Source organism: Sphingopyxis sp., assembly GCF_016793825.1.
Taxonomy (GTDB): Bacteria; Pseudomonadota; Alphaproteobacteria; order Sphingomonadales; family Sphingomonadaceae; genus Sphingopyxis.
This window is the reverse complement of sequence record NZ_JAEULM010000024.1, coordinates 19,129-40,687: the sequence shown is the minus strand read 5'-3', so window position 1 is coordinate 40,687 and position 21,559 is coordinate 19,129. Positions and strand designations below refer to the sequence as shown.

Here is a 21,559-nt window from a genome sequence, read left to right as displayed (position 1 = left end):
ACGCCCCCGTAACACGGGGAGCGTCCGGCAAATTACCAGCGGTAGTGCGAGAAGGCGCGGTTCGCTTCCGCCATGCGGTGCGTGTCTTCGCGCTTCTTGACCGCGTTGCCACGGTTGTTCGACGCATCGAGCAGTTCGCCCGACAGACGCGCGGCCATCGTGGTCTCGCTGCGGTTGCGCGCGGCCGTGATCAGCCAGCGGATCGCAAGCGCCTGCGCGCGGTCCGGGCGGACCTCGACGGGCACCTGATAGGTCGCACCACCAACGCGGCGGCTGCGGACTTCGATGTTCGGGCGGATGTTCGCCAGCGCTTCATGGAACACGCCGAGCGGTTCCTTCTTGGCGCGGGCTTCGACCGACTCCAGCGCACCGTAAACGATGCTTTCGGCGACGGACTTCTTCCCGTCCAGCATGACGCTGTTCATGAACTTCGACAGCACGACATCCCCGAAACGGGGATCGGGCAGGATTTCGCGACGTTCAGGACGACGACGACGAGCCATAGGTAATTCCTTTTACAACAGCATCCCGGCGCGTTGGCGGCTCGGGATGATCAGATAGCCGAAAAAGCGGTCCTTACTTCGGACGCTTCGCGCCGTACTTCGAACGGCTCTGCTTGCGGTCCTTCACACCCTGCGTATCGAGCACGCCGCGCAGGACGTGGTAACGCACACCGGGAAGGTCGCGGACACGGCCGCCACGGATCAGCACGACGCTGTGTTCCTGGAGGTTGTGGCCTTCGCCGGGAATGTAGGTGATGACTTCGCGCTGGTTGGTCAGGCGGACCTTGGCAACCTTGCGGAGCGCCGAGTTCGGCTTTTTCGGGGTCGTCGTGTAGACACGGGTGCAAACGCCGCGCTTTTGCGGGTTTGCGTCCATCGCCGGGACCTTGGACTTCGCCTTCTGCGGAGTCCGGCCCTTGCGGACCAGCTGGTTGATCGTGGGCATGAATGCTTCACCTTTATATGTCCGCCCATCAAAGCGAACGGTTACTGTGCCGCGGTGGATGAAGCTCCGGCGCCCGGTTCGCGAAATCGCGAAAAAGGACCGACCTGATAACAGCAAAAGACCCCGGCAGATCGCGTTGATCTTCCGGAGGCTCCATCCGCGCCAGCAATGTTCAAGCGCTGTTGTAACCGGAAGAGGCAGCAAACCGCCCTTTTCGGTCGAGCGCGCCCCTAGCGGCGATTCCCTCGCGGGTCAAGGGGCAGCAATATTGTTGCGCGGTCCGGAACGCGCTACCGCAAGACGATGCCCACCCTTCGCCACGGCAGCTTCGCGCCCCACGTCCATCGCGATACGCGCCTGCTCATCCTCGGCAGCCTGCCGGGCGCGCGGTCGCTGGCCGCGCGGCAATATTATGCGCATCCGACGAACCTGTTCTGGCGCCTGCTGGGAGAAGTGACGGACCAGCCGCTTGCGGCGCTGCCCTATGAGGAGCGGCTGGCCGCGCTGCGCGAAGCGAAGATCGGCCTGTGGGACGTGATCCGCACCGCCGAACGTCGGACAAGCAGCGATTCGGACATCCGCGACGCCGAGGCGCACGATCTCGGCGCGCTCGTCGCTACCTTGCCCGACCTCCGCATGATCGCGTTCAACGGCGGCAAGGCCTCGGCAATCGGGCGGAAACGCCTTCCCGCCGCGAATGGCATCGCTATGATCGATTTGCCGTCGAGCAGCGCTGCGAACACGACCGGCTTCGCGGCGAAGCTGGAACGCTGGCAGTTGATCCGCGCCGCGCTCTGAAATCAATCGATCACGCTTCCGCGCGCCATCACGAAATCGACCTTCTTGAGCAGGCGCACATCGGCGACCGGATCGCCCGTCACCGCGATGATGTCCGCGCTCTTGCCCGCTGCGATCGTCCCGATCTCGTTCGACAGGCCAAGCAGGTCGGCGGCGTTGATCGTCGCCGCCCTGATCGACTCGATCGGCGTCATGCCATGTTGCACCATCAGTTCGAATTCATCCCCGTTCCGGCCGTGTTTCGAGACGCCGGCATCGGTTCCGAATGCGATGCGCACGCCGCGCGGCACAAGCTGTTCAAGGCTTTTTCCGGTGATCGCGATGCGCCACTGAATCTTGGCAAGCACATCGGGTGCATAAGCGTTGGCATTCGCCGCAAGGCGTTCCTTGTACCCGTTCACGGTCGAGAGCGTCGGGACATAATAGGCCTTCGACTTCGCCCAGGCCGCGATCGTCGCTTCGTCGAGAATCGTACCATGTTCGATCGAATCGGCCCCCGCCTCGAGCGCGAGGCGGATACCGTCGGCGCCATGGGCATGGACCGCGACCTTCTTGCCGAACATATGCGCGGTATCGACGATCGCTTTCGCCTCGTCATCGAACATCTGCTTGCCGAGCCCGGCCCCGATGCGGCTGTTCACGCCGCCGGTGGAGGCGAATTTGATCACGTCGGCGCCGCGTCCGACCTGAAGGCGCACGGCGCGGCGGCAGTCGTCGGCGCCGTTGCAGGTATTGCCCGCGCCCTGAAAGAACGGACGCAGTTCGTCGCGATAGCCGAGCGAGCCATCCATATGGCCTGCGCTGCCGGAGATCGCATTGCCCGCGTCGATGATCCGCGGGCCGCGCACCTTGCCCGCAGCGATCGCGTCGCGCAGGGCCAGCGTTGCGCCATCACCGTCGCCCAGATTGCGCACGGTGGTGAAGCCGGCACGGAGCGTCTTCAAGCCGTTGACTTCGGCATTGAAAGCTTGCGCCGCCGGGCTGAGCGTCACCTCCTCGAGCTGGCCGGCAAGGCCGCCGGCATCGCTTGTCAGATGGACATGGCTGTCGATGAGCCCTGGCAGGACATATTTGTCCTTGAGATCGATCAGCGTCGCGCTGGCGTCCGGCGCCTGAAAACCATCGACGATCGCAACGATCCTGTCGCCTTCGACAAGGATCGTCGAAGCGCCGCGAACCGGCTTTCCGGGTTCGGCGAGCAGCTTTCCGGCATGGATGACCGTGCGCGCGGCCGGCTGTGCCGCCAGCGGCATGGCAACCGTGGCACCGGCCAGTGCGAGCGGGAGGGCGTAGATCGATTTCATCTGATGATCCCCTGTTTGTGACCTGATTTGTGACCTGGGGATGTTAGAGCCGATCAGAAGCCCATCGTAAAGCGGAGCGCCGCGCCCTTGTCATCGGGCATCGCGGCGATGTGGCCGGGATCCTGGCGCCACCATGTGTTGACGACAAGATCGCCGCCGAGAAGCGCCAGCGCATAGCTGGCCTCGACCACCAGTTCGCGTCCCGTGGGCGCGAGGCTATAGGTTCGCTGGCCGAATTCGGCGGCGCCCGTGGCATAGTCATAGGCAATCGGGAGCGTCAGATCGATGCCGCCGTGCGCGACGCGGAGCGGCTGCGCAAAGCGGAGCGCCGCCTGATCGTCGGGACGGAAGAGACCCGCCCTGGCAATGTCGAAGGAAAAGGCGCTGGACCGGAGCACTCCGCCGCTGACGAGGCCGGCGCGGTCGGGCCGGGTCCACATCTGACGCCACGCGCCCGAGAGGCGCCAGCCGCTTCCGGCGTCGAGACTGAGGTTCGCGTCGCCGGTCAGGCTCGTCGCTCCCGCCGCACCGAAGACCGGACCAAGCCGTCCGCCCAGAAGGCTGTCCGATTCGCGCAACCAGCTTGCGCCGACAGCAGCGCGAATTCGGCCAAAACGTCCGTCCCAGGCGGCGCCGAGGCGGTTGTAACGGCTGTCGTGGCCCGAACGGTAGCGGAGCAGAGGGTCATCCTGCCAGCGCGATCCCGACACCCAGCCGCTTTCGGCGAGTATGTTAACATATTGATCCTGATATATTTTATAGCGGAATAGCGTGCCGATGCCGGGGCTGGCGGCGAAACCGATACCCTCCTGCGCGCCGTCGCCGATCAGCATGGCATGACCGCTTTCGCCACGCTCGCCCGCGAGCAGCCCGCCGATCCCGCGTCCGGCCGAGAAGCCGATGCGTGTGTTCGCGTCGAGGCGCGTGATCACCGAAGCTGCCAGCGTCCGCGCCCGATCGGCATCGTGAAACGAGAGTCCCGCGAGCGCGTCGGTGCCGGCGAGGCCCGGCGCGGTGAGCAACGACATCGCGGTCGCCCGCGAGGTCGCGCTCTGTTGGCGGATCAATCCGCCGATCGCGCCCGCCAATTTGAAATCGGGCCTGCGCGGGCGCAACGACTGACCGAAATCGATGTTGAAGGCGCGGCCAAAGCCATCCGTGACCAGTCCAAGCGTTGTCCCCGCTCCCTGCGCGCCGGCATCGCCCATCGGACCGCCAAGCAGCCCAAGCGACGTATCGAGCCGAACCGCAGTCGCGGTTCCCGCCAACGTTGTCGCGCCCACCGGTTGGAAAGCCCGGGCGATGTTCAGGATCCCCTGCCCATAGACCGGATCGACACCCGCCGCGCCGGCATCGCGCGCGGACTGGTAGAGCAACTGCACGATCTGCTGGCCGGAGAGGTTTGGAAAGGCCTGCGCGAGCAGCGCGACCGCGCCCGCAACCTGGGGCGCGGCAAAGCTGGTCCCGTTGAGGACGAAGACGAAGCTGCCGTCGGTCTTGAGCACGCCATTTTCATAAGCGCAGCAAACCCCTTCGCCGAGTGCCGACAGGAAGGATCCCGAATAATTTCCGGCGCGGTTGCTGAAACCGGACATGACCCCGTTTTCGTCCACCGATCCCGCGATGATGACCAGTCCGCCACCCGCATCGCGCATCCCTTGCGCGAACGGATCCGGGTTGTTCGGATCATTGCCATCGGCCGTCGTGTCGCCTTCATTGCCTGCCGAAAGGATGACGACGATCCCGGCCGCCGTCGCTCGTGCCACGGCGGCACGCAGCGTTGCGCCCGGCGCATCCTCGCCGCCGAGCGAGATGTTGACGACGCGCGCGCCCGCGGTGACCGCGCGGTCGAGGCCGGCCGCGATCGCGCTCTCACCAAAGCGGCATCCGCTCTCATCGTCGTCCGGGTCTTCGGTGGCGCAGCTTCCTGGCCTATCGGCCCGCAGCACGAGCAGGTTGGCGTTGAAAGCGATCCCGAACGTTCCGGCGTCATTCTTCCCGCCCAGCAGCACCTGCGCCACGTTCGTCCCGTGCGATCCTTCACCGTTGATCCCGCGCGATCCCGCGACATCGGCCGAGAGAGAGGAAATGCGTCCCGCGAATTCGGGACTATCCTCGTCGATCCCGTCGTCGATGACGCCCGCCAGAACCCCCTGCCCGGTCGCGCCCGCCTGATAGGCCGTGATCGCGCCGTGAAAATTGACGCCGTCCGATCGGCGCGTTTCAGCCGTGTTGAAAATGCCCGATGGCGGCGTTGGAGTTGGAGTCGGCGTGGGTGTGGGCGTGGGTGTGGGCGTGGGGACGGGCGTTGGCGCCGGCGGCGGCGCGGGTGTCGGCGAAGGCCTGGCGCCGCCGCCGCCACAACCCGCGAGCGACAAGGCCGCTATGCCGAGCAAGAAGGGCAAAGTCCGCCCCGAGAGATGCCGGTTCGCGCTGCGTCGTAACTTTTCGGCCATAGCCGTTTCCCCTGACCGTCTCTTAACCCCGGCGCGCGTGACATCTTTCCTGCAGGCCGGACAGGCTGACCTCAACCCCGACCCTTGCCACGATCACAACAAGATAACGTCCGCCAATCTAGAGCCATAGTCGTTGCCGGAAAGTAAAATCGCGCGTCTTGCCGCCACGCGGTTGCCGTCTTATGCGACGCGACGTCATGACTGCGCCCATCGACCATATCGACAACTGGATCTTTGATCTCGACAACACGCTTTATCCACCGTCGGCCAGGCTGTTCGATCTGATCGACGACCGCATGGGCGCCTTCATCATGCGATTGCTGGGCGTCAACGCTGTCGAGGCACGGCGCGTGCAGAAGCGGTATTTCCACGATCATGGCACCACGATGGCGGGGCTGATGCGTCATCACGGGGTCGATCCGGAAACCTTTCTCGTCGATGTGCACGACATCGCGCTCGACCGCCTGACGATCGACGCTCGGCTGCGCGCCGGGCTGGCCCGGTTGCCCGGCCGCAAGCTGATCTTTACCAACGCGGACGCCGATTACGCGGCGCGCGTGCTGGAGGCGCGGGGCATCGCCGACCTGTTCGACGCGATCTGCGACATCCGGATCACCGGCTATACGCCCAAACCCGACCCGCAAGCCTATACCGCCATGGTGGCCCATCTCGGCATCGATCCCGCGCGAAGCCTGTTCGTGGAGGATATGGCGCGTAACCTGACCCCGGCGAAAGCGTTGGGAATGACGACCGTGTGGCTGGACAATGGCAGCGAAAGTGGCCATCGCGACCACCTGCCAGACCATGTCGATTTCCACGTAAGCGACATCACCGACTGGCTCGACGACCTAGCTTTACCCGGGGGAATTTCATGACCGACCTCAAATCGACGATCGAAGCCGCCTGGGAGGCGCGCGACACGCTGGGCCTGGCAACGACCGGCACGGTGCGCGATGCGGTCGAGACGGCGCTCGCCGGGCTGGACGACGGTCGCTATCGGGTCGCGGAACGCGATGGCTCGGGCGTCTGGCAGGTCAATCAATGGCTGAAGAAGGCCGTGCTGTTGTCGTTCCGGCTCAACGACATGGAGCCGATCGAAGGTGGCCCCGGCGGAGCGCACTGGTGGGACAAGGTGCCGTCGAAATTCGCCGGCTGGGGCGAAAACCGCTTTCGCGATGCCGGCTTCCGAGCCGTCCCCGGTTCGATCGTCCGGCGCGGCGCCTTCATCAGCAAGGGCGCGGTGCTGATGCCAAGCTTCGTCAATATCGGCGCCTATGTCGGCGAAGGGTCGATGGTCGATGCCTGGGCGACGGTGGGAAGCTGCGCGCAGATCGGCGCGAATGTCCATCTGTCGGGCGGCGCCGGGATCGGCGGCGTATTGGAGCCGCTGCAGGCTGGACCGGTCGTCATCGAAGACGGCGCCTTCATCGGCGCGCGCGCCGAAGTGGCCGAAGGGGTGATCGTGCGCGAGGGTGCGGTGCTGTCGATGGGCGTCTATCTGGGTGCATCGACCAAGATCGTCGATCGCGCGACGGGCGAAGTATTTGTCGGCGAAGTCCCGGCCTATTCGGTCGTCGTGCCGGGCGCGCTGCCAGGCAAGCCGCTGCCCGACGGGACGCCGGGACCGTCGCTTTATTGCGCGGTGATCGTCAAGCGCGTCGACGCACAGACGCGCGCAAAGACAGGGATCAACGAACTCCTGCGCGACTGACGCACCGGCGCTTGCGGATCAGCGCACCGTCGCGGGCGACAGGCAGGGGGCATCATCGCCCGTCCAGTCGATATCATAGGTAGCCGGTACGGGTTTCCGGGCCGCGCTCGGCGGACTGTCGCCATCGGGATCATAGAATACCCATGCCTTGCTATTGTCGAAGGCTGCGATCCGCGCATTGTCCGCGCGCGCGGTAACCGCGTCGATTTCCGTCTTCTCCACACGAAAACCCCGTATCATGCGGATCGAACCATCCCGAACGTCGAACGCGCGATAATAATTTTTGCCGAAAATATGCGTGTCGTACCCTGACTTGAACGTCCATTTCGCCATAGGCGCCGTGGATGGCAGCCGGAGGGTCGTCACGTTGCAGCTGAATTCCGGCGCGTTGTAAAATGGCAGGTCCTGATTCTGATCGGCAGGCCGCACCCGCTTTTCAGGGGGACTGAAGCCGCCTCCGGGCAAGGCCAACGATCTGGCGCCGGCCCCATCGTCATCCCAGTCGACCTCCCATGTCCCATCGACCGTCAGCACACTGGCCCCGGCTTTCTGGTCATAATGCCATTGGATGTCATCGACCGTTTGCCAGGTGTTGCCGACGAGCTGCTGTCGCATCCCATTGAGCAACTGGTCGGGCGTCAGTCCAGAAAATTGAACCTGCTGCTGGAGGCCCGTAATACCGCGGATGATGGTCGTGCTTTTCACCTTGGCGAGCTGGTCAAACCCGGCACGGGCGTCGATTTCGTACAGGGTGATTTCGTCGGGCCTCTTCGCCGGATGCCAAGCGATATTCTGCAATGCGCCGCCCCGTTCGAGCAGCGGCAGGACCCATCTGTACGGGATCAACGGGTTCACGTCCGGCGCGACGACCGGCGGAAGGGTGCCGTCGAGCCAATAGGAAACGCCTCCAATCCGCGCCCGCACGAGGACGTGATCAAACATTCCAGGGTTCGGAAGGCGCTCATCGAGGCCATCGTCGAGACCGCTGTTGTTGACCAGCACAGGCTCGGCCTCGATCCCCAGCCTGGCGAGGAGCGCGAGGAGCATCACCGTCTTTCCCTTGCAGTCGCCATATCGGCGGGCCCAGGTTTCCTCCGCAGTCGCCGGGGTCAGATTGCCATCGCCCAGCCCGACATAGATATAACGCACATCCTGCTGGACCAGCTTCAACGCCGCACTCGCCCGGGCCATCGGATCGGAATCGGCCGCGGCAAGACGTTTGGCCTCCTTGTCGAGCGGCGATCCGTCCTCGATCCGCGCTGCCTTGGCGTAAAGCGGCGCAAAATGGCGCGAGACGGCAGCCCAGTCGGGAAAGTCCGTAAACTCAACGACGCGCTGCCACTGATAACGTGCCGGCGTATCCTTTAGCGGATTCAGCGTCGCAGGATTGTCGATACGAAAGTCGATGCCGCCATCATGAGCACTGGCAACGGCGGCCATATCGGGGGTCATCCTGAGATTGGGTTTCGGAGCCTTTCCCCAGCTGAGACCAAGGCGATATCGACCCGGCGCAGGATTCGGTGCCAGGTAGAGAAGTCCGGCGTCATTTGTGCCCAATTTAGGGTCGCTCACGCGAACCGTCTGACCCACCTCCAGTTCATCACCGACCCGAAGATCGGGAACGCGAAGCACCGCCGTCAGAACTCCGTCAAGCTTTGCGGCTTCGAGTTGATCTTCACGGCGCAATATTTCGAACGACGACTTTCCCAGAACGTCGATCACGTCCCCGTCGCGATAGATCCGAATGAAATGCACAATCGGTGGCCCGGACGCAGGATTCCACACAATCGATATGTTTCCGATTTGCAGCGCGTTCGGATGAAGTATCTTGATGCGGTAGCCAAGATACTGCGCCTGCCCCTTGTCGTCGAGATGAGCCAGCACGTCCTGCCGCCGAACAAATACCAGTCCCGTCGCATTGTCGGGAACCGGCATCAGTTCGGAGGGAACCACCCAGTCGGGCACCGGGGCCACCTGTACCGCGCCGGGCTCCGCGTGAATCGGGACGTGCAGGAAAAAGATCGCCAGTAACGTCGATGTAAAGATGCGCACCATAAGCCCCCGTGACTCATCGCATAATGTCGGCATTTCCAGACGATGCAAGGACAGACGGCGCCATTTTCACGCTTTCGCACCGCACTCGTCGAACGAGACAGAGCGTTGGTAGACGGGCGCAACCCCTCAGAGTAATTGCGAACTATTCGCGATTGTGAGCCCCGCCGGTTTCGAAGGCAGGGTGAAGGGGGATCATGCCAGCCGTTGTTCAGACCTCGTCGCTTGCCGCCGCAATCCTGATGTCGGCCGCACCCGTCGCCGCACAGGAAACGGCCGAACCGACAGGCGACGCGCCCGCCGCGATTCCGGCGTCCGCCAACGGTGCACAAAGGTACAGCGGCGCCGATTTCACACGCTTCGCACCGCGGACCGCGCTCGATATGGTCGAGAAGATTCCGGGCTTCCTGATCGTCACGGGTACCAATGGCGGCGACCGCGGCCTGGGGCAGGCAACGCAGAACGTCCTGATCAATGGCGAACGCATCGCGAGCAAGACGACCGACGCGCGCGCGGCCCTGCAACGGATCACCGCCACACAGGTCGCCTATATCGACATCGTCGACGGGGCGAGCCTGAACGTCCCCGGGCTGACAGGTCAGGTTGCCAATGTCGTGTTGGTTGCCGGCGCCGGGAACGGCGGATTCCAGACAACCATTCGCTGGCAGCCCGACTGGCGGCCGCGGCTCCAGGACAATTGGCTGAACGGCGAAATTTCGACGACGGGCAAGATCGGCAGGACGAATCTGACGCTCAGCCTCAAGAACGAGGCCAATCGCAGCGGCCATTGGGGACCCGAGCGTCGCTTTGACGGCGACGGCAACCTGTCGTTCGTGCGCGACGAATTCGCGAGCAGCTATGGCGACCGGCCGCGCCTGTCGGCGGCATTGTCGCGATCGACCGCGAACGGCAACAAATGGAATTTCAACGCAGGCGGCCAGCTCCAGCTCCTCGAAGAGGAGGTACATGGCACATCGTTACAGCCCGTCGCAGGCCACGTCGACGAGCGCTTCCGCTTTACCGAGGACGAGTATAACTATGATATCGGCGGCGACTATGAGCTGGGGCTGGGCAAGGGGCGATTGAAGCTGATCGGTCTCTACCGGTTCGAACACAGCCCCTTCGTCAACACATTCGTCGTCGAACGCGAAAACGGCGGACGAAGCGGCGAACGTTTCAAGCAGACCGCTGACGAAAGCGAGTCGATCCTGCGCGGCGAGTATAGCTGGCGCACCGCCGGCGGCACCGACTGGCAAGTCGCGATCGAAGGTGCGTACAACACGCTCGACGTCGATGCCGAACTTGCGGTTTTGCAACCGGATAGCAGCTTCCTCCCTGTCGTTTTCGGCGGCGAAAGGACCAAGGTCGAAGAAAAGCGCGGCGAGGCATCGCTGACCTGGGGCCGCTCGCTGGCGACCAACCTGACCGCGCAGCTCAACCTGGCGGCCGAATATAGCGAGCTCGGATCATCCGGACCCGGCGGGCTGACGCGCAGTTTCATCCGGCCAAAGGGCAAGCTGGCGTTCGCCTGGAAGGTCGGGCCAAAGACGACGATCAACTGGCATATCCAGCGCCGCGTCGATCAGCTCAACTTCTTCGATTTCGCCAGCTCGGTCGATGTCGCGAACCAGCAGGGCAACACCGGAAACGGCGAGCTCGTCCCGCCGATCGTCAACCGCACCGAGCTGGAGTTCGTCCAGGATTTCGGACGCTGGGGCAATGCGTCCGTCGCCTTCGCCTATGCCTATGCGCAGGACCTAGTCGACCAGATCCCGCTGTCGCCGACGACCGAGGGCAAAGGCAATCTGCCGCCCGCGAACCTGTATCGCATCAGTTCGAAAGCGACCTTGCTGCTGGACCCCTTGGGGTTCAAGGGCGCGCGCATCAACAGCGACGTCACCTGGCGCCGCAACCGCGTGCGCGATCCCCTTACCGGGTTGTGGCGCGATCAGAGCTTCGGGCAGGATTATGTCGTCGACCTGAGCTTTCGCCACGATATCCCGGGCAGCAACCTGGCGTGGGGCGCCGGCTATTTCGACGAGCGCTACGCGCCCGGTCTACGCCTCGATGCGATCGAGAACGACTATACGGTCGGCCCGCTGGTCACCGCCTATATCGAGCACAAGAATGTCGCCGGCTTTACGGTGAAGCTGTCGTACCGCAACCTTGCGGGGATGAAGGACGGGTTCGATCGTACCGTCTTCGTCGACCGGCGCGACGGCCCGATCGCCTTCAGCGAAAGCCGCCAACGCAGATTTGGCCGGTTTTTCCAGCTTACGGTTACGGGAACGCTCTGATTCCGATCCGGCGCGCGGCCGCCTTCAGCGCTCGCTCAGATAATAGCGTTCGCGCGCGGTCAGATCGTCGTTCAGGTCAAAGACGATCGGCTGGCCGGTCGGGATCTCGAGGCCAGTGATGTCGGCGTCCGAAATGCCCGACAGATGTTTGACCAGCGCGCGCAGGCTGTTGCCGTGCGCCGAAATCAACACCGTCTTCCCCGCCTTCAATTGCGGCGCAATCGTGCTTTCATAATAGGGCAGCACGCGCGCGATCGTGTCCTTCAGGCTCTCGGTCGCGGGGATGGCGATGCCCGCATAGCGCGGGTCGTTCGACAGGTCATAGGCCGAACCGGCGTCGAGCGGCGGGGGCGGAATGTCAAAGCTGCGACGCCAGATCTTCACCTGTTCGTCGCCATGTTTCGCCGCGGTCTCGGCCTTGTCGAGCCCGGTCAGGCCCCCATAGTGCCGCTCATTGAGCCGCCAGTCCTTGGTGACCGGAAGCCACAGGCGCCCCATCGCTTCGAGCGCCAGATTGAGCGTCTTGATCGCGCGCGTCTGGACCGACGTGAAACAGACGTCCGGCGCGATGTCCTTTGCCTTCATCAGGGTGCCCGCCGCCCAGGCCTCTGTCGCCCCTTTCTCTGTGACATCGACGTCCCACCAGCCGGTGAAGCGATTTTCAAGATTCCACTGCGACTGACCGTGGCGAAGGAGGATGAGCTGCGGCATGTCCTGTCCTTTGGATGGAGCGATTCGCCGCGCCATAGCGCGCCTTTTGCGCAAAGGCCAACCGCCCCCTTGAAATGGTTTCCGCGGTTACCAGATTCGCATCATCCGGCCGCCGCAACGGGGCCGGGTGGCGATCGCGGCGAGCGGCTGCGGTCCCTGACTTCGCTTTTGAAAGGAAGAAAGACCATGCGTAACAGTTTCGACTGGACCCCTTATCGCCGTTCGACGGTCGGCTTCGACCGGTTGTTCGATTTCCTCGAAACCGGCGGATCGACGGCCGAAAACTATCCGCCGTTCGACATCGAACGGCTGGGCGACGATCATTTCCGCATCACCGTCGCGGTCGCGGGATTCAAATCGCAGGAAATCGACATCACCGCGCAGCAGAATATGCTGACCGTCAGCGGCCGCAAGGCGCCGGCGGCCGAAGGCGATACGCGCCAGCTTCTGTATAGCGGCATCGCGACGCGCGCGTTCGAGCGCCGCTTCCAGCTCGCCGACTTCGTTCGCGTCGATGTGGCCGACCTCGCCGACGGGCTGCTGACGATCGATCTGGTGCGCGAAGTGCCCGAAGCGATGAAGCCCCACAAGATCGCGATCGGCGGCGCGCAGCCGGTGATCGAGGACAAGAAGGCCGCGTGACGACGCGCCGTATGTGATCGCGGAACAGGCAGGGTCCGGAGTCCCTTCCGGACCCTGTTTCACGTCCGCAGAGGGCGCGTCATGAAACGGCTGAACGGATCGGGCTTGTAGCCGGCAAATGGCGCGCAATCCCGAAAGCCGTGATTGCGGTAGAGCGCGAGGGCGGGTTCGAACGCCGGGCTCGACCCGGTTTCGAGACTGAGGCGTTCAAGGCCGCGGCTGCGCGCTTCGTCCAGGATATGGGCGAGCATCCGCGCAGCGACACCCTGCCGCAGAAAGGCGTCGGCGGTGCGCATCGACTTGATCTCGCCGTGCTGGGCGTCCAGCACCTTGAGCGCGCCGCAGCCCGCGAGATCGTCGCCCTTATGGATCGACCAGAAGGTCACGCCATCGGCACGCAAACCGGCGAAATCGAGAAAATGGCAGCTCTCTGCCGGCGAATTCGCCAGCATTCCGGCAAAATGCGCCTCCAGCAGTGCGCGGATCGGGGTGCCCGACAGATCGTCCTCGACAATCCGCCAGCCCCCGTCCGCGTTCGGCATCAGAGCAGTTGATCCAGCGTCGCGAGACAGGCGTGCGCGAGCAGCTTCGAACGCTCGGGCGACCAGCCTTGCACCGGATCGGGCAAGTCGCGGTTGTCCTTGAATGGCATTTCCAGCGTCATCGACACCGCCCCGAAACGCTCGGCGAGCTGCGTCGTCGACATCGACAGATTGGCCTGACCCGGTGCCGATTCGACATAGCCGAGATCGGTCTGGAAATCGGGCGTGTTCGCCGCCAGCGCCTTGCGGAAGGCCTGATACTGATCCATCTGTCCCGCCTTCAGCGACGGAATGCCTTCGAATCCCGCCAGGAAAACGGCCGGAATCGCTTCATCACCATGGACGTCCATCGCCCAGTCCACGCCGCTTTCGTCCATCGCATTGCGCACCGCCAATACTTCGGGGCTGCGCTCGACGGTCGGATTATCCCATTCGCGATTGAGGTTTACGCCTGCATAGTTGGTCCGCAAATGCCCGCGGAACGACCCATCGGGATTCATGTTGGGAACGATATGGAGCCGGCACTTCTGCCGCAGCGAGCGGGCAAAGGGATCCGCAGGGTCGGTCAACTTCTCCAGTGCGCCTTCCATCCACCATTCGGCCATCGATTCGCCGGGATGCTGGCGCGCATAGAGCCAGACCTGCGTATCGCCACTGCCCATTTCGAGGCAGTCGATCGGCCGGCCTTCGAGACTCGTGCCGAGGCAGCGGTAGGTCACGCCTTCGCATTCGGCGACCGACGCAACGAGGTCGTGATGGCGCTCCATCGAATAGGGCGCGAAATAGGCGAGCCAGAGAAGCGGACTTTCCGCGGTGTGTCGGACCGTCAGCGTGCCCGTCGCGGAATCATAATCGGTGTCGAGGCGGAACCAGTGATCGCGGTCGCTGCTCGCGCATACCGCATAGCCCGGCCATCCATCCGGATAGGCCGAATCGGCAAGGCCCGTGATCGCCAGATCGAGCGCGTCGCCGGTCTGGCACGCCACGCGAAAGTGGAACCATTGAAAGAAGTCGGACTCGCGGTCCTTGCGAATCGACAGACGAGCTGAAGTGCCGTCGATCGAATCCACGACGATATTGCCGCTATCGAAAGCGGCGTTGATGCTGATGGTCATGGAACGCTGATAGTGCGTCCCGATTCGCCGGGGAAGTCCCTGAATAACGCTTCGGCCAATTTCGCCGCCGCGAGCGATGGCTGCGCGGCCGGCGCCTTGACCGGAACCGCGGTTTGCGCGCGGCCCTCCCAGATGGCCTGACCCGTTGTGGCGTCGTCGATCCGCACCGACAACTGGAGATCGGCCATCCGCTTTGGCCCGCCGCCGAGGTTGAAGCCGATGCCAAGCCCGAGGCCGGAACCATAGCTGCCCGTCGAGCCACCCACGCCGACCGAGACCGGCGAGCGCCGCGCCTCGGGCAATTGTTCGCTGCGTTCGAAGGATATCCGGACAAGAAGCGAGGCGCGATCGTTGCTGCCGGCCGCGACCAGCCCCTGACGCTGCAACTGCTGTTCGACCGCGGCGCGATAGCTGTTCCATTCGATCGACGGCATCGCCGCCGCCGATCCATCGAGCGGCGCTGTGGCTATCGCATATCGTGTCCCCGACGCCCAGCCGGGCAACGCATTGTGAAAACGGGTGACCTCGACCGGCGGAACCACGGTGGCGCAGCCGCCGAGCGCGAGCGCCGCTGCCGTAAGCAGGGCGACAGAGGAAGAACGCATCATCGCGGCATCATGCGCCACGAATAATGGCTTGGCAATGAACGGGATGCGGGAGCGGCCCGGGGAAGGGGGAGGTCTCGTCAGGGGGGCCGCCGCCCCGATCAGCGATAGAAGATATGATTGTCGATCGACGCGACGCGCGTCTTGCGCCAAGCGGGCGAGACGTGGCGCGCATGGAAGAAGAGCGCGCCCGGTGCCTGATTCTTCCAGCTGCCGTCACGCGCGATCTGGGCGATGGCGACAGCGTTGTTCCATTGCGACCCTTCACGGATCGCCGGCATCCTGCCTCCACGCACGAAGCTGAACTGGCTCGGCTGGTGGACGACGCCGCACAGGCTTCTGGGAAAGCGGCCCGAATTGGCGCGGTTGAGAACGACATGCGCGACCGCAAGCTGGCCGGCCAGCGATTCACCGCGCGACTCGAAATAGACGGCACCGGCGAGACAGCGCAGTTCCGGATCAAGCTCGACCGGACGCGGAGTTGCAGTGACGAGTTCGGCAAGCGAATCGATATCGAGCGGTGCAGCCTTGGGCTCCGCCTCGGACTCGTCCTTGTTTTCGGGGGTCGTATCGACCGGCGATGCGGCATCGGTCGACAGAGTCGCCTGTTCAGACTCGACCGGCGCGTCGGCGCCCGGGAGAATGATGGCGGGAAGATTCGCGCTTTCAGCGAGATCGCTCGCAAAGCCCGGTTCGGCCAGCAACAGCATGGAGGCGGCAGTCAAGCCGACGGCAGCCACACTGGCGGCGTTCAAAATGCGACTCATATAGTCCGTCAAAAGGGCGGCTGATGAACCGAAACAAAAACAGGCAGCGGAACAAATGGGGTTCCTGTCCGCCTGCGGCCATCATCCGACTGCGTGTCCAGTCCGTTGTATCGGCGTTCCTTGTGGCCAACCAAAAGGAACCCGCAGACCGACCTACGCATTAAGGGTGCGCGCGACCTATTGTGCGCTGCAACAGAGTCAAGTTAACGCACCCCACTCCGCGACGAGTCGTGGCGCATCTGCGATATCCAGTTCAACGATCCACAGATCCGGATCGGCCGTGCGGCGCCGATCCCGATAGTTTGCCCGCGATTCACCATCATTTGGGTCATCGGGGCCGACGGCCTCCCACATATAGGTGCCTGACGGCAAAAAGCGCCGCTCGAGCAAGGGGCCGGGAACCCCGCGTTCGCTGCACTGGACCAGGATGATTCCCGCCGTCTCGTCGCCGCTGGCAAGAATCGCGGCAAACCCTCCGGCCGCTTCGGTCCGGCGGATCAGCAAATCGACGAGAAATCGGCTCCTCAGCCGTGTCACGAGAAAACGGCTGCGTCAGGCCGCGTCACGCGTTTCGGTATCGAGCAGCATCGCATACAGCGCCTCGTCGCTCTTCGCACCGCGCAGCCGTTCGGCGATGCTGTCGTTGCGGAGCATCCGCGACACGCCTGCAAGCGCTTTCAGATGGTCCGCTCCCGCATCGAGCGGGGAGAGCAGGACGAAAAGAAGATCGACAGGCAGCCCATCGACCGCCTGGAAATCGATCGGCCGCGCAAGCTGGAGGAACAGGCCGCGGACCCCCGAAAGGTCCGCGAGCTTGGCGTGCGGAAGCGCGATACCGCGACCGAAACCGGTCGAGCCAAGGCGCTCGCGCTCAAGCAGCGCTTCGCTGACTTCACCTGCGTCGAGCCCGAGCGAACGGGCCGCAAGATCGCCGACGAAGGGAAAGAGGGCTTTTTTGGAATCCAGCTGCACATGCGCGCGAACAGTCGCCGGATAGAGAAGAGAGGATAGGTTCATCGCTTTGGTCAAATCTTGTCCGCCGGGCCCGCGCCCGGTTCATCCTGTTGGCAATCGATCATCGGATCGGTCGTGCGGCAGGTTCCGCCATCCGGGCATCGTTGGGCGCGGCCCTTAGGCCGGATGGCAGAGAAAATCCAGCCCTATCGTATCCGACCCGGGGCGCCATGCGGCGGAAGGGCATTGTCCTTCCGCCGAAAGCACCGATCGGGCGCCTGTCCTTTGCACTAGCGGGGTTCGACCCAGCCGATCGTCCCGTCGTCCCGACGATAGACCATATTGTGCGACCCGGTCTTGCTGTTGACGAAGAGCAGCGCATTGGTGTTGCGAAGGTCGAGCATCATCACCGCATCGGACACGCTGCTCGTCGGAATATCGACGCGCGTTTCGGCGATGATCGCCGGGGCGTCGCCCGCGTCATCCTCGTCACTTCCGGCGTCGAAAACGGTGTAGCTCGCATTATCGTCGATTTCGTCGAGCGAAGCCGCGGCAGCGGCGGCGACCGATGCATTGACGTTTCGGTCCTTCAGGCGGCGCATATAGCGCCGCAGCTGTTTTTCGATGCGCTCCGCCGCACCTTCGAACGCGACATGGGCGTCCTGCGCCTGGCCATGCCCCTTCAGCACGAGGCCCTGCATCACATGCGCGACGATATCGCACTGGAAGCTGTCGTGCGGACCCTTACCGAAGGTCGCATGCGCGCCGATCGCGCGGGAGAAATATTTGTCGGCAATCGCGTTCATCCGGTCCGACACATGCGCCTGCAGCGCTTCGCCGGTTTCGATCTGGTGGCCAGAGACGCGGATTTCCATCATTCTTCTCCTTCTGGGTCTCGGCAACGGCGGGGAGCCGCCGTTACGGACTATCGTGCCACAAAGGTTGGTTCAGTGCGGCAACGAATTCTGCATGTCGCGCCAGTTCGGCAGGGGTTGCAATATGGGGGCGGGGTTCGCGAAACGGCCGGGTCGGGGCAACGGCACGCACCTGTTCGGCGGCAACGCGCAGAGAGCCCGACGGAGCCGATGCCAGACCAAGACCGATCTGCCGCCCGCCGGTCATTTCGATATACAGATGCGCGAGCAGTTCGGCATCGAGAAGCGCGCCATGCTTGATACGGTGGCTGCGATCGATGCCGTAACGGGTGCAGAGCGCATCCAGACTGTGTTTCGCGCCGGGATGAAGCTTGCGCGCCATCTGTACCGTGCAACACATCCGCGCCATATCGAGCGCCGGACGCCCGGCGCGCGCGAGTTCGGCGTTGATGAAGCCGAAGTCGAAGGCCGCATTGTGTGCGACCATCGGCGCATCGCCCAGAAACGCGATCAATTCATCGACCCGCGTCGCAAACAGGGGCTTGTCGGACAGAAACTGGATCGACAGGCCATGGACCGCCTCGGCTGCTGCCGGCATGTCCCGTTCGGGGTTGAAATAGGCGTGGAACGTGATCCCCGTTTCGCGACGATCGATCAGCTCGACGCACCCGATTTCGACCAGCCTGTCCCCGGTTTTGGGATCGAGTCCCGTAGTTTCGGTATCGAAGATTATCTCTCGCATCGAAGCTTCAATCTGGACCTTATCGGGAGCGGAAACAAGAGGCGATGGCGCGAATCTGCCGGCGCGTGGCGCTTTTTGGGCGGCCCGTTTCGATGACGAAATCGGCGCGCGCGCGCTTGACGCGGTCGGGCACCTGCAGGCGGCGAATCGCTTTCAGCTTGGCATGCGTCATCCCGCGGCGGCGCAGGACCCGCTTGGCCTGCATCCAGGCGGGGGCCGATACGACCGCGACGGCACCGACCTTTCGCCAACCGCCCTTTTCGAACAGCAGCGGGATATCGAGAACGACCAGCTCCCGCGCGCGATGCCTGGCGAGGAAACGTTTCTGCGCCTTGCCGACCGCAGGATGGACGATCGCCTCGAGCGCCGCCAGTTCGTGCCCATTGCCAAGAACACAGGCGCCAAGTTTTTGCCGGTCGACGCCGGCAGGACCCGTCGTACCGGGAAATCGCGCCTCGATCGCGGCGACCAGCGCACCGCCCGGACCTTGCAACCGATGCACCTCGGCATCGGCGTCGAAGACGGGAACGCCTTCCTCTTCGAACATCGCGGCAGCGGTCGATTTTCCCATCCCGATCGAACCGGTAAGTCCGAGAATGAACGGTCGGCGAAGCCGCAGCCCGCGATGTTTCCGGACACTCATGCCGTCAGCAGCGCGCGCAGCTCGTCGTCGCGGCCTTCGGGCGGCGATTGCCCGAAGAACAGTTCGAACGCGAGCGCGGCCTGACCGATCAGCATGTCGAGCCCATCGACGGTATCGAGTCCGCGCGCGGCCGCCGCCTTGAGAAGACCGGTCTGAAGCGGCGCGTAGACGAGGTCATAGACGACGGCAGCGTCGGGCAGCGGCGACAGGTCGAGGTCGAGCGGCGGCTGGCCGGTCATGCCGAGGCTGCTCGAATTGACGAGCAGCGATACCGGCGGCAACGCGGCATCAAGCCCGACGACTTCGCCCTTGAGGCCGAAGGTCGCGAGCAGGCCCATCGCCTTCAACGGGCTGCGGTTGAAGATCGTCACATGGCCGACGTCCGCCCGCGCCAGCGCGAACAGGACCGCCCGCGCCGCGCCGCCCGCCCCGACGACCGCCACGGGGGCGCCCTCCAGATCGAGATCGGCCAGCGGCGCGTAAAAGCCTGCCGCGTCGGTGTTGGTGCCGATGACCGCCCCGTCGGGCTGTCGAACGATCGTATTCATTGCGCCGATCGTACCGCGAACGTCGCCAGGATCATCGACAAGATCCATCACCGCCACCTTATGCGGAAGCGTGACGTTGCAACCCCGCCAGTCGGCGTCGGCGCAGGCCCCGGCGATATAGTCCGGAAGCACATCGGCCGTTACATGAAAGCGCCGATAGTCGCCGGGAATGCCGAGCGCTTCCAACCAGAAATTGTGAATCAGGGGCGATTTCGAGTGCGCGATCGGATCACCGATCACCTCCGCGAACGGGACGCTCATGACGGCGCGAGTCCCGTCGCGCGCAGCCATTGGAGCAGCGCAAGCATCGGCATCCCGATGATCGTCCAGGGATCGCCCTCGACCCGGTCGAATAACTGCACGCCCGCCCCCTCGATTTCGTAACAGCCGACGGTCCAGCGGATGCTGTCCCAGTTTTGCGCGACATAGTCGGTGATGAAGGCGTCGGACAAGGGACGCATCCACAGCTTCGCCTCGCCGACCGCACGCCAGACGGGGGTACCATCCCGCGCGGCGACCACGGCACTGAAAAGCCGGTGACGGGAACCCGCCATCCGGCGTAGATGACCCGCAGCCTCCTCGGTCGTCGCGGGCTTTGCAAGCATCGACCCGTCGTCGAGCGCCAGGGTGCTGTCGGCGCCGATCACCGTAACTCCGGGAAGCCGCGAGGAGATCTTGACCGCCTTTGCCTCTGCAAGTGCGTCGGCGATATTACGCGCGGTCTGCCCCGCAGCGACGAGCGACGCGGTAAGCGCCTCCTCGTCGACATGCGCCGCCGTCGTTTCGAAATCGAGCCCGGCGGCGCGCAGCATCGCGGCGCGGCCGCTGCTTTGCGAGGCGAGAAGAAGCTGTGTCATGCCGCGGAGCGATCCTCGACCAGTTTGATCACCGCGGCCGCCGTCTCCTCGATCGACCGGCGGGTGACATCGATCACCGGCCAGCCATTATCGGCGAACATGCGGCGGGCATAAGCGAGTTCGGCCTTCACATTCTCGTCATCGACATAAGAGGTTTCCGGCGCCTGGTTGAGCGAGAGCAGACGATTTCTGCGCACCTGGACAAGCCGGTCGAGTCCGGTTGTCAGTCCGACGACAAGAGGATGTTTCAGATTGTACAGCGCCTCGGGCGGCGGCGATTCGGGGACGATCGGGATATTAGCGGTCTTGTACCCGCGGTTGGCGAGATAGATGCTCGTCGGGGTTTTCGAGGTGCGCGATACGCCCGCGAGGACGATGTCGGCCTGCTCCCAGTTTTCCCAACCGATCCCGTCATCATGCGCTACGGTGAACTGGATCGCCTCGACGCGCGCGAAATAGGCGGCATCCAGCGCGTGCTGGCGTCCGGGCCGCGCCTTGGCTTCCTGTCCCAGCATGCGCGACAGCGCATCGGTGACCGCATCGAGCGCAGGGACGATCGGCAGATTCAGCGCCGCCGCCCGGCGTTCGAGGCTGGCGCGCAACTCGCCACTCACCAGCGTGAACAGGATCATCCCGGGGCTGGCCTGTACTTCGGCAATGATGCGATCGAGATGCGATTCCGACCGGACCATCGGCCAGAAATGGCGCACGACCTCGACATCGTCGAACTGCGCGATCGCCGCCTTTGCGATATTTTCGAGCGTCTCGCCCGTGGAATCGGATATGAGGTGGAGATGGAGCCGGCTCATTCGGCCACCATGGCGGAACGGCGCGGAAAAAGGCAAGCCCGCGAACGATCGACCGTCAAACATCACCGCGGATTCGATCGGCAGAGGCGAACAAGGGTCCTGTGGATAGTTTCCGGATAAGCGGCGGGACAAATTTGGTACGGCCGATTTGTCCCCGGCGGTGCCGATTCCGCTCCACCCTTT

The 21,559-nt window shown here is 64.0% G+C and carries 23 protein-coding genes; 5 read left to right on the top strand and 18 right to left on the bottom strand.

The features are described 5' to 3' along the window. Nucleotides 1-32 precede the first annotated feature (32 nt). Both rpsG and rpsL read right to left on the bottom strand, forming a co-directional pair. Complete coding sequence (gene rpsG, locus JNM03_RS08185) at nucleotides 33-503, bottom strand: 30S ribosomal protein S7 (RefSeq protein ID WP_033074359.1); 471 nt, start codon at nucleotides 501-503, stop codon at nucleotides 33-35. Between the two features lie 73 nt (nucleotides 504-576). After that, nucleotides 577-948 carry a 30S ribosomal protein S12 gene (rpsL, locus tag JNM03_RS08180; RefSeq protein WP_294035978.1) on the bottom strand — a complete coding sequence of 124 codons (372 nt, stop codon included), beginning with the start codon at nucleotides 946-948 and terminating at the stop codon, nucleotides 577-579. Between the two features lie 303 nt (nucleotides 949-1,251). Here rpsL and JNM03_RS08175 point away from each other — a divergent pair, with 303 nt between their 5' ends. Further along, on the top strand, nucleotides 1,252-1,746 hold the full coding sequence (locus JNM03_RS08175) for a DNA-deoxyinosine glycosylase (protein ID WP_294035977.1): 495 nt from the start codon (nucleotides 1,252-1,254) through the stop codon (nucleotides 1,744-1,746). A gap of 2 nt (nucleotides 1,747-1,748) precedes the next feature. Here JNM03_RS08175 and JNM03_RS08170 read toward each other — a convergent pair whose 3' ends face one another. Then, nucleotides 1,749-3,050 (bottom strand): amidohydrolase family protein, encoded by a 1,302-nt coding sequence (locus JNM03_RS08170; protein WP_294035976.1) that lies wholly within the window; start codon nucleotides 3,048-3,050, stop codon nucleotides 1,749-1,751. Nucleotides 3,051-3,103: 53 nt separating this feature from the next. After that, nucleotides 3,104-5,506 (bottom strand): S8 family peptidase, encoded by a 2,403-nt coding sequence (locus JNM03_RS08165; protein WP_294035975.1) that lies wholly within the window; start codon nucleotides 5,504-5,506, stop codon nucleotides 3,104-3,106. 197 nt (nucleotides 5,507-5,703) lie between these two features. On the opposite strand from JNM03_RS08165, the gene JNM03_RS08160 reads away from it, so the two are divergent. Together JNM03_RS08160 and dapD are read left to right on the top strand one after the other, a co-directional pair. Beyond that, the gene (locus tag JNM03_RS08160) at nucleotides 5,704-6,381 is read left to right on the top strand and encodes a pyrimidine 5'-nucleotidase (RefSeq protein WP_294035974.1); all 678 of its coding nucleotides are present in this window, start codon (nucleotides 5,704-5,706) and stop codon (nucleotides 6,379-6,381) included. Further along, nucleotides 6,378-7,217, top strand: coding sequence for a 2,3,4,5-tetrahydropyridine-2,6-dicarboxylate N-succinyltransferase (gene dapD, locus JNM03_RS08155; RefSeq protein WP_294035973.1), 840 nt, complete (start codon nucleotides 6,378-6,380; stop codon nucleotides 7,215-7,217). Before JNM03_RS08160 ends, dapD begins: the two co-directional genes overlap by 4 nt. A gap of 18 nt (nucleotides 7,218-7,235) precedes the next feature. On the opposite strand, the gene JNM03_RS08150 is transcribed toward dapD, so the two are convergent. After that, a complete protein-coding gene (locus JNM03_RS08150; RefSeq protein WP_294035972.1) occupies nucleotides 7,236-9,272 on the bottom strand; it encodes a DUF3857 domain-containing transglutaminase family protein in 2,037 nt (678 codons plus the stop codon). Nucleotides 9,273-9,466: 194 nt separating this feature from the next. On the opposite strand from JNM03_RS08150, the gene JNM03_RS08145 reads away from it, so the two are divergent. Further along, nucleotides 9,467-11,566 (top strand): TonB-dependent receptor, encoded by a 2,100-nt coding sequence (locus JNM03_RS08145; protein ID WP_294035971.1) that lies wholly within the window; start codon nucleotides 9,467-9,469, stop codon nucleotides 11,564-11,566. Between the two features lie 24 nt (nucleotides 11,567-11,590). Here JNM03_RS08145 and gpmA read toward each other — a convergent pair whose 3' ends face one another. Then, complete coding sequence (gene gpmA, locus JNM03_RS08140; protein ID WP_294035970.1) at nucleotides 11,591-12,277, bottom strand: 2,3-diphosphoglycerate-dependent phosphoglycerate mutase; 687 nt, start codon at nucleotides 12,275-12,277, stop codon at nucleotides 11,591-11,593. A 186-nt stretch (nucleotides 12,278-12,463) separates the two neighbouring features. Here gpmA and JNM03_RS08135 point away from each other — a divergent pair, with 186 nt between their 5' ends. Next, nucleotides 12,464-12,919 (top strand): Hsp20 family protein, encoded by a 456-nt coding sequence (locus JNM03_RS08135; protein ID WP_294035969.1) that lies wholly within the window; start codon nucleotides 12,464-12,466, stop codon nucleotides 12,917-12,919. A gap of 59 nt (nucleotides 12,920-12,978) precedes the next feature. Here the strand turns inward: JNM03_RS08135 and JNM03_RS08130 are convergent, their stop codons facing one another. The 12 genes from JNM03_RS08130 to JNM03_RS08075 form a co-directional block, all read right to left on the bottom strand. Next, entirely contained in the window at nucleotides 12,979-13,461 is a 483-nt protein-coding gene (locus JNM03_RS08130) for a GNAT family N-acetyltransferase (RefSeq protein WP_294035968.1), read from the bottom strand. Beyond that, entirely contained in the window at nucleotides 13,461-14,576 is a 1,116-nt protein-coding gene (locus JNM03_RS08125) for a M14-type cytosolic carboxypeptidase (RefSeq protein WP_294035967.1), read from the bottom strand. Before JNM03_RS08125 ends, JNM03_RS08130 begins: the two co-directional genes overlap by 1 nt. Further along, nucleotides 14,573-15,184 carry a DUF4136 domain-containing protein gene (locus JNM03_RS08120; protein WP_294035966.1) on the bottom strand — a complete coding sequence of 204 codons (612 nt, stop codon included), beginning with the start codon at nucleotides 15,182-15,184 and terminating at the stop codon, nucleotides 14,573-14,575. Before JNM03_RS08120 ends, JNM03_RS08125 begins: the two co-directional genes overlap by 4 nt. Nucleotides 15,185-15,282: 98 nt before the next feature. Continuing rightward, complete coding sequence (locus JNM03_RS08115; RefSeq protein ID WP_294035965.1) at nucleotides 15,283-15,948, bottom strand: cell wall hydrolase; 666 nt, start codon at nucleotides 15,946-15,948, stop codon at nucleotides 15,283-15,285. Nucleotides 15,949-16,146: 198 nt separating this feature from the next. Continuing rightward, nucleotides 16,147-16,485, bottom strand: a complete 339-nt coding sequence (locus JNM03_RS08110; protein ID WP_294035964.1) for a DUF1491 family protein — start codon at nucleotides 16,483-16,485, stop codon at nucleotides 16,147-16,149. Between the two features lie 15 nt (nucleotides 16,486-16,500). Continuing rightward, nucleotides 16,501-16,965: a PTS sugar transporter subunit IIA gene (locus JNM03_RS08105; protein WP_294035963.1), complete on the bottom strand. Its 465-nt coding sequence runs from the start codon at nucleotides 16,963-16,965 to the stop codon at nucleotides 16,501-16,503. Between the two features lie 227 nt (nucleotides 16,966-17,192). After that, nucleotides 17,193-17,777, bottom strand: coding sequence for a ribosome-associated translation inhibitor RaiA (raiA, locus tag JNM03_RS08100; RefSeq protein ID WP_294035985.1), 585 nt, complete (start codon nucleotides 17,775-17,777; stop codon nucleotides 17,193-17,195). A gap of 43 nt (nucleotides 17,778-17,820) precedes the next feature. Next, nucleotides 17,821-18,519 (bottom strand): DNA polymerase III subunit epsilon, encoded by a 699-nt coding sequence (gene dnaQ / locus JNM03_RS08095; protein WP_294035962.1) that lies wholly within the window; start codon nucleotides 18,517-18,519, stop codon nucleotides 17,821-17,823. Between the two features lie 19 nt (nucleotides 18,520-18,538). Further along, nucleotides 18,539-19,162 carry a dephospho-CoA kinase gene (gene coaE / locus JNM03_RS08090; protein WP_294035961.1) on the bottom strand — a complete coding sequence of 208 codons (624 nt, stop codon included), beginning with the start codon at nucleotides 19,160-19,162 and terminating at the stop codon, nucleotides 18,539-18,541. After that, nucleotides 19,159-19,971 carry a shikimate dehydrogenase gene (gene aroE / locus JNM03_RS08085; RefSeq protein ID WP_294035960.1) on the bottom strand — a complete coding sequence of 271 codons (813 nt, stop codon included), beginning with the start codon at nucleotides 19,969-19,971 and terminating at the stop codon, nucleotides 19,159-19,161. Before aroE ends, coaE begins: the two co-directional genes overlap by 4 nt. Further along, nucleotides 19,968-20,567, bottom strand: coding sequence for a Maf family protein (locus JNM03_RS08080; protein ID WP_294035959.1), 600 nt, complete (start codon nucleotides 20,565-20,567; stop codon nucleotides 19,968-19,970). Before JNM03_RS08080 ends, aroE begins: the two co-directional genes overlap by 4 nt. Further along, complete coding sequence (locus JNM03_RS08075; RefSeq protein ID WP_294035958.1) at nucleotides 20,564-21,376, bottom strand: pyruvate, water dikinase regulatory protein; 813 nt, start codon at nucleotides 21,374-21,376, stop codon at nucleotides 20,564-20,566. Before JNM03_RS08075 ends, JNM03_RS08080 begins: the two co-directional genes overlap by 4 nt. Between the last annotated feature and the right edge of the window lie 183 nt (nucleotides 21,377-21,559).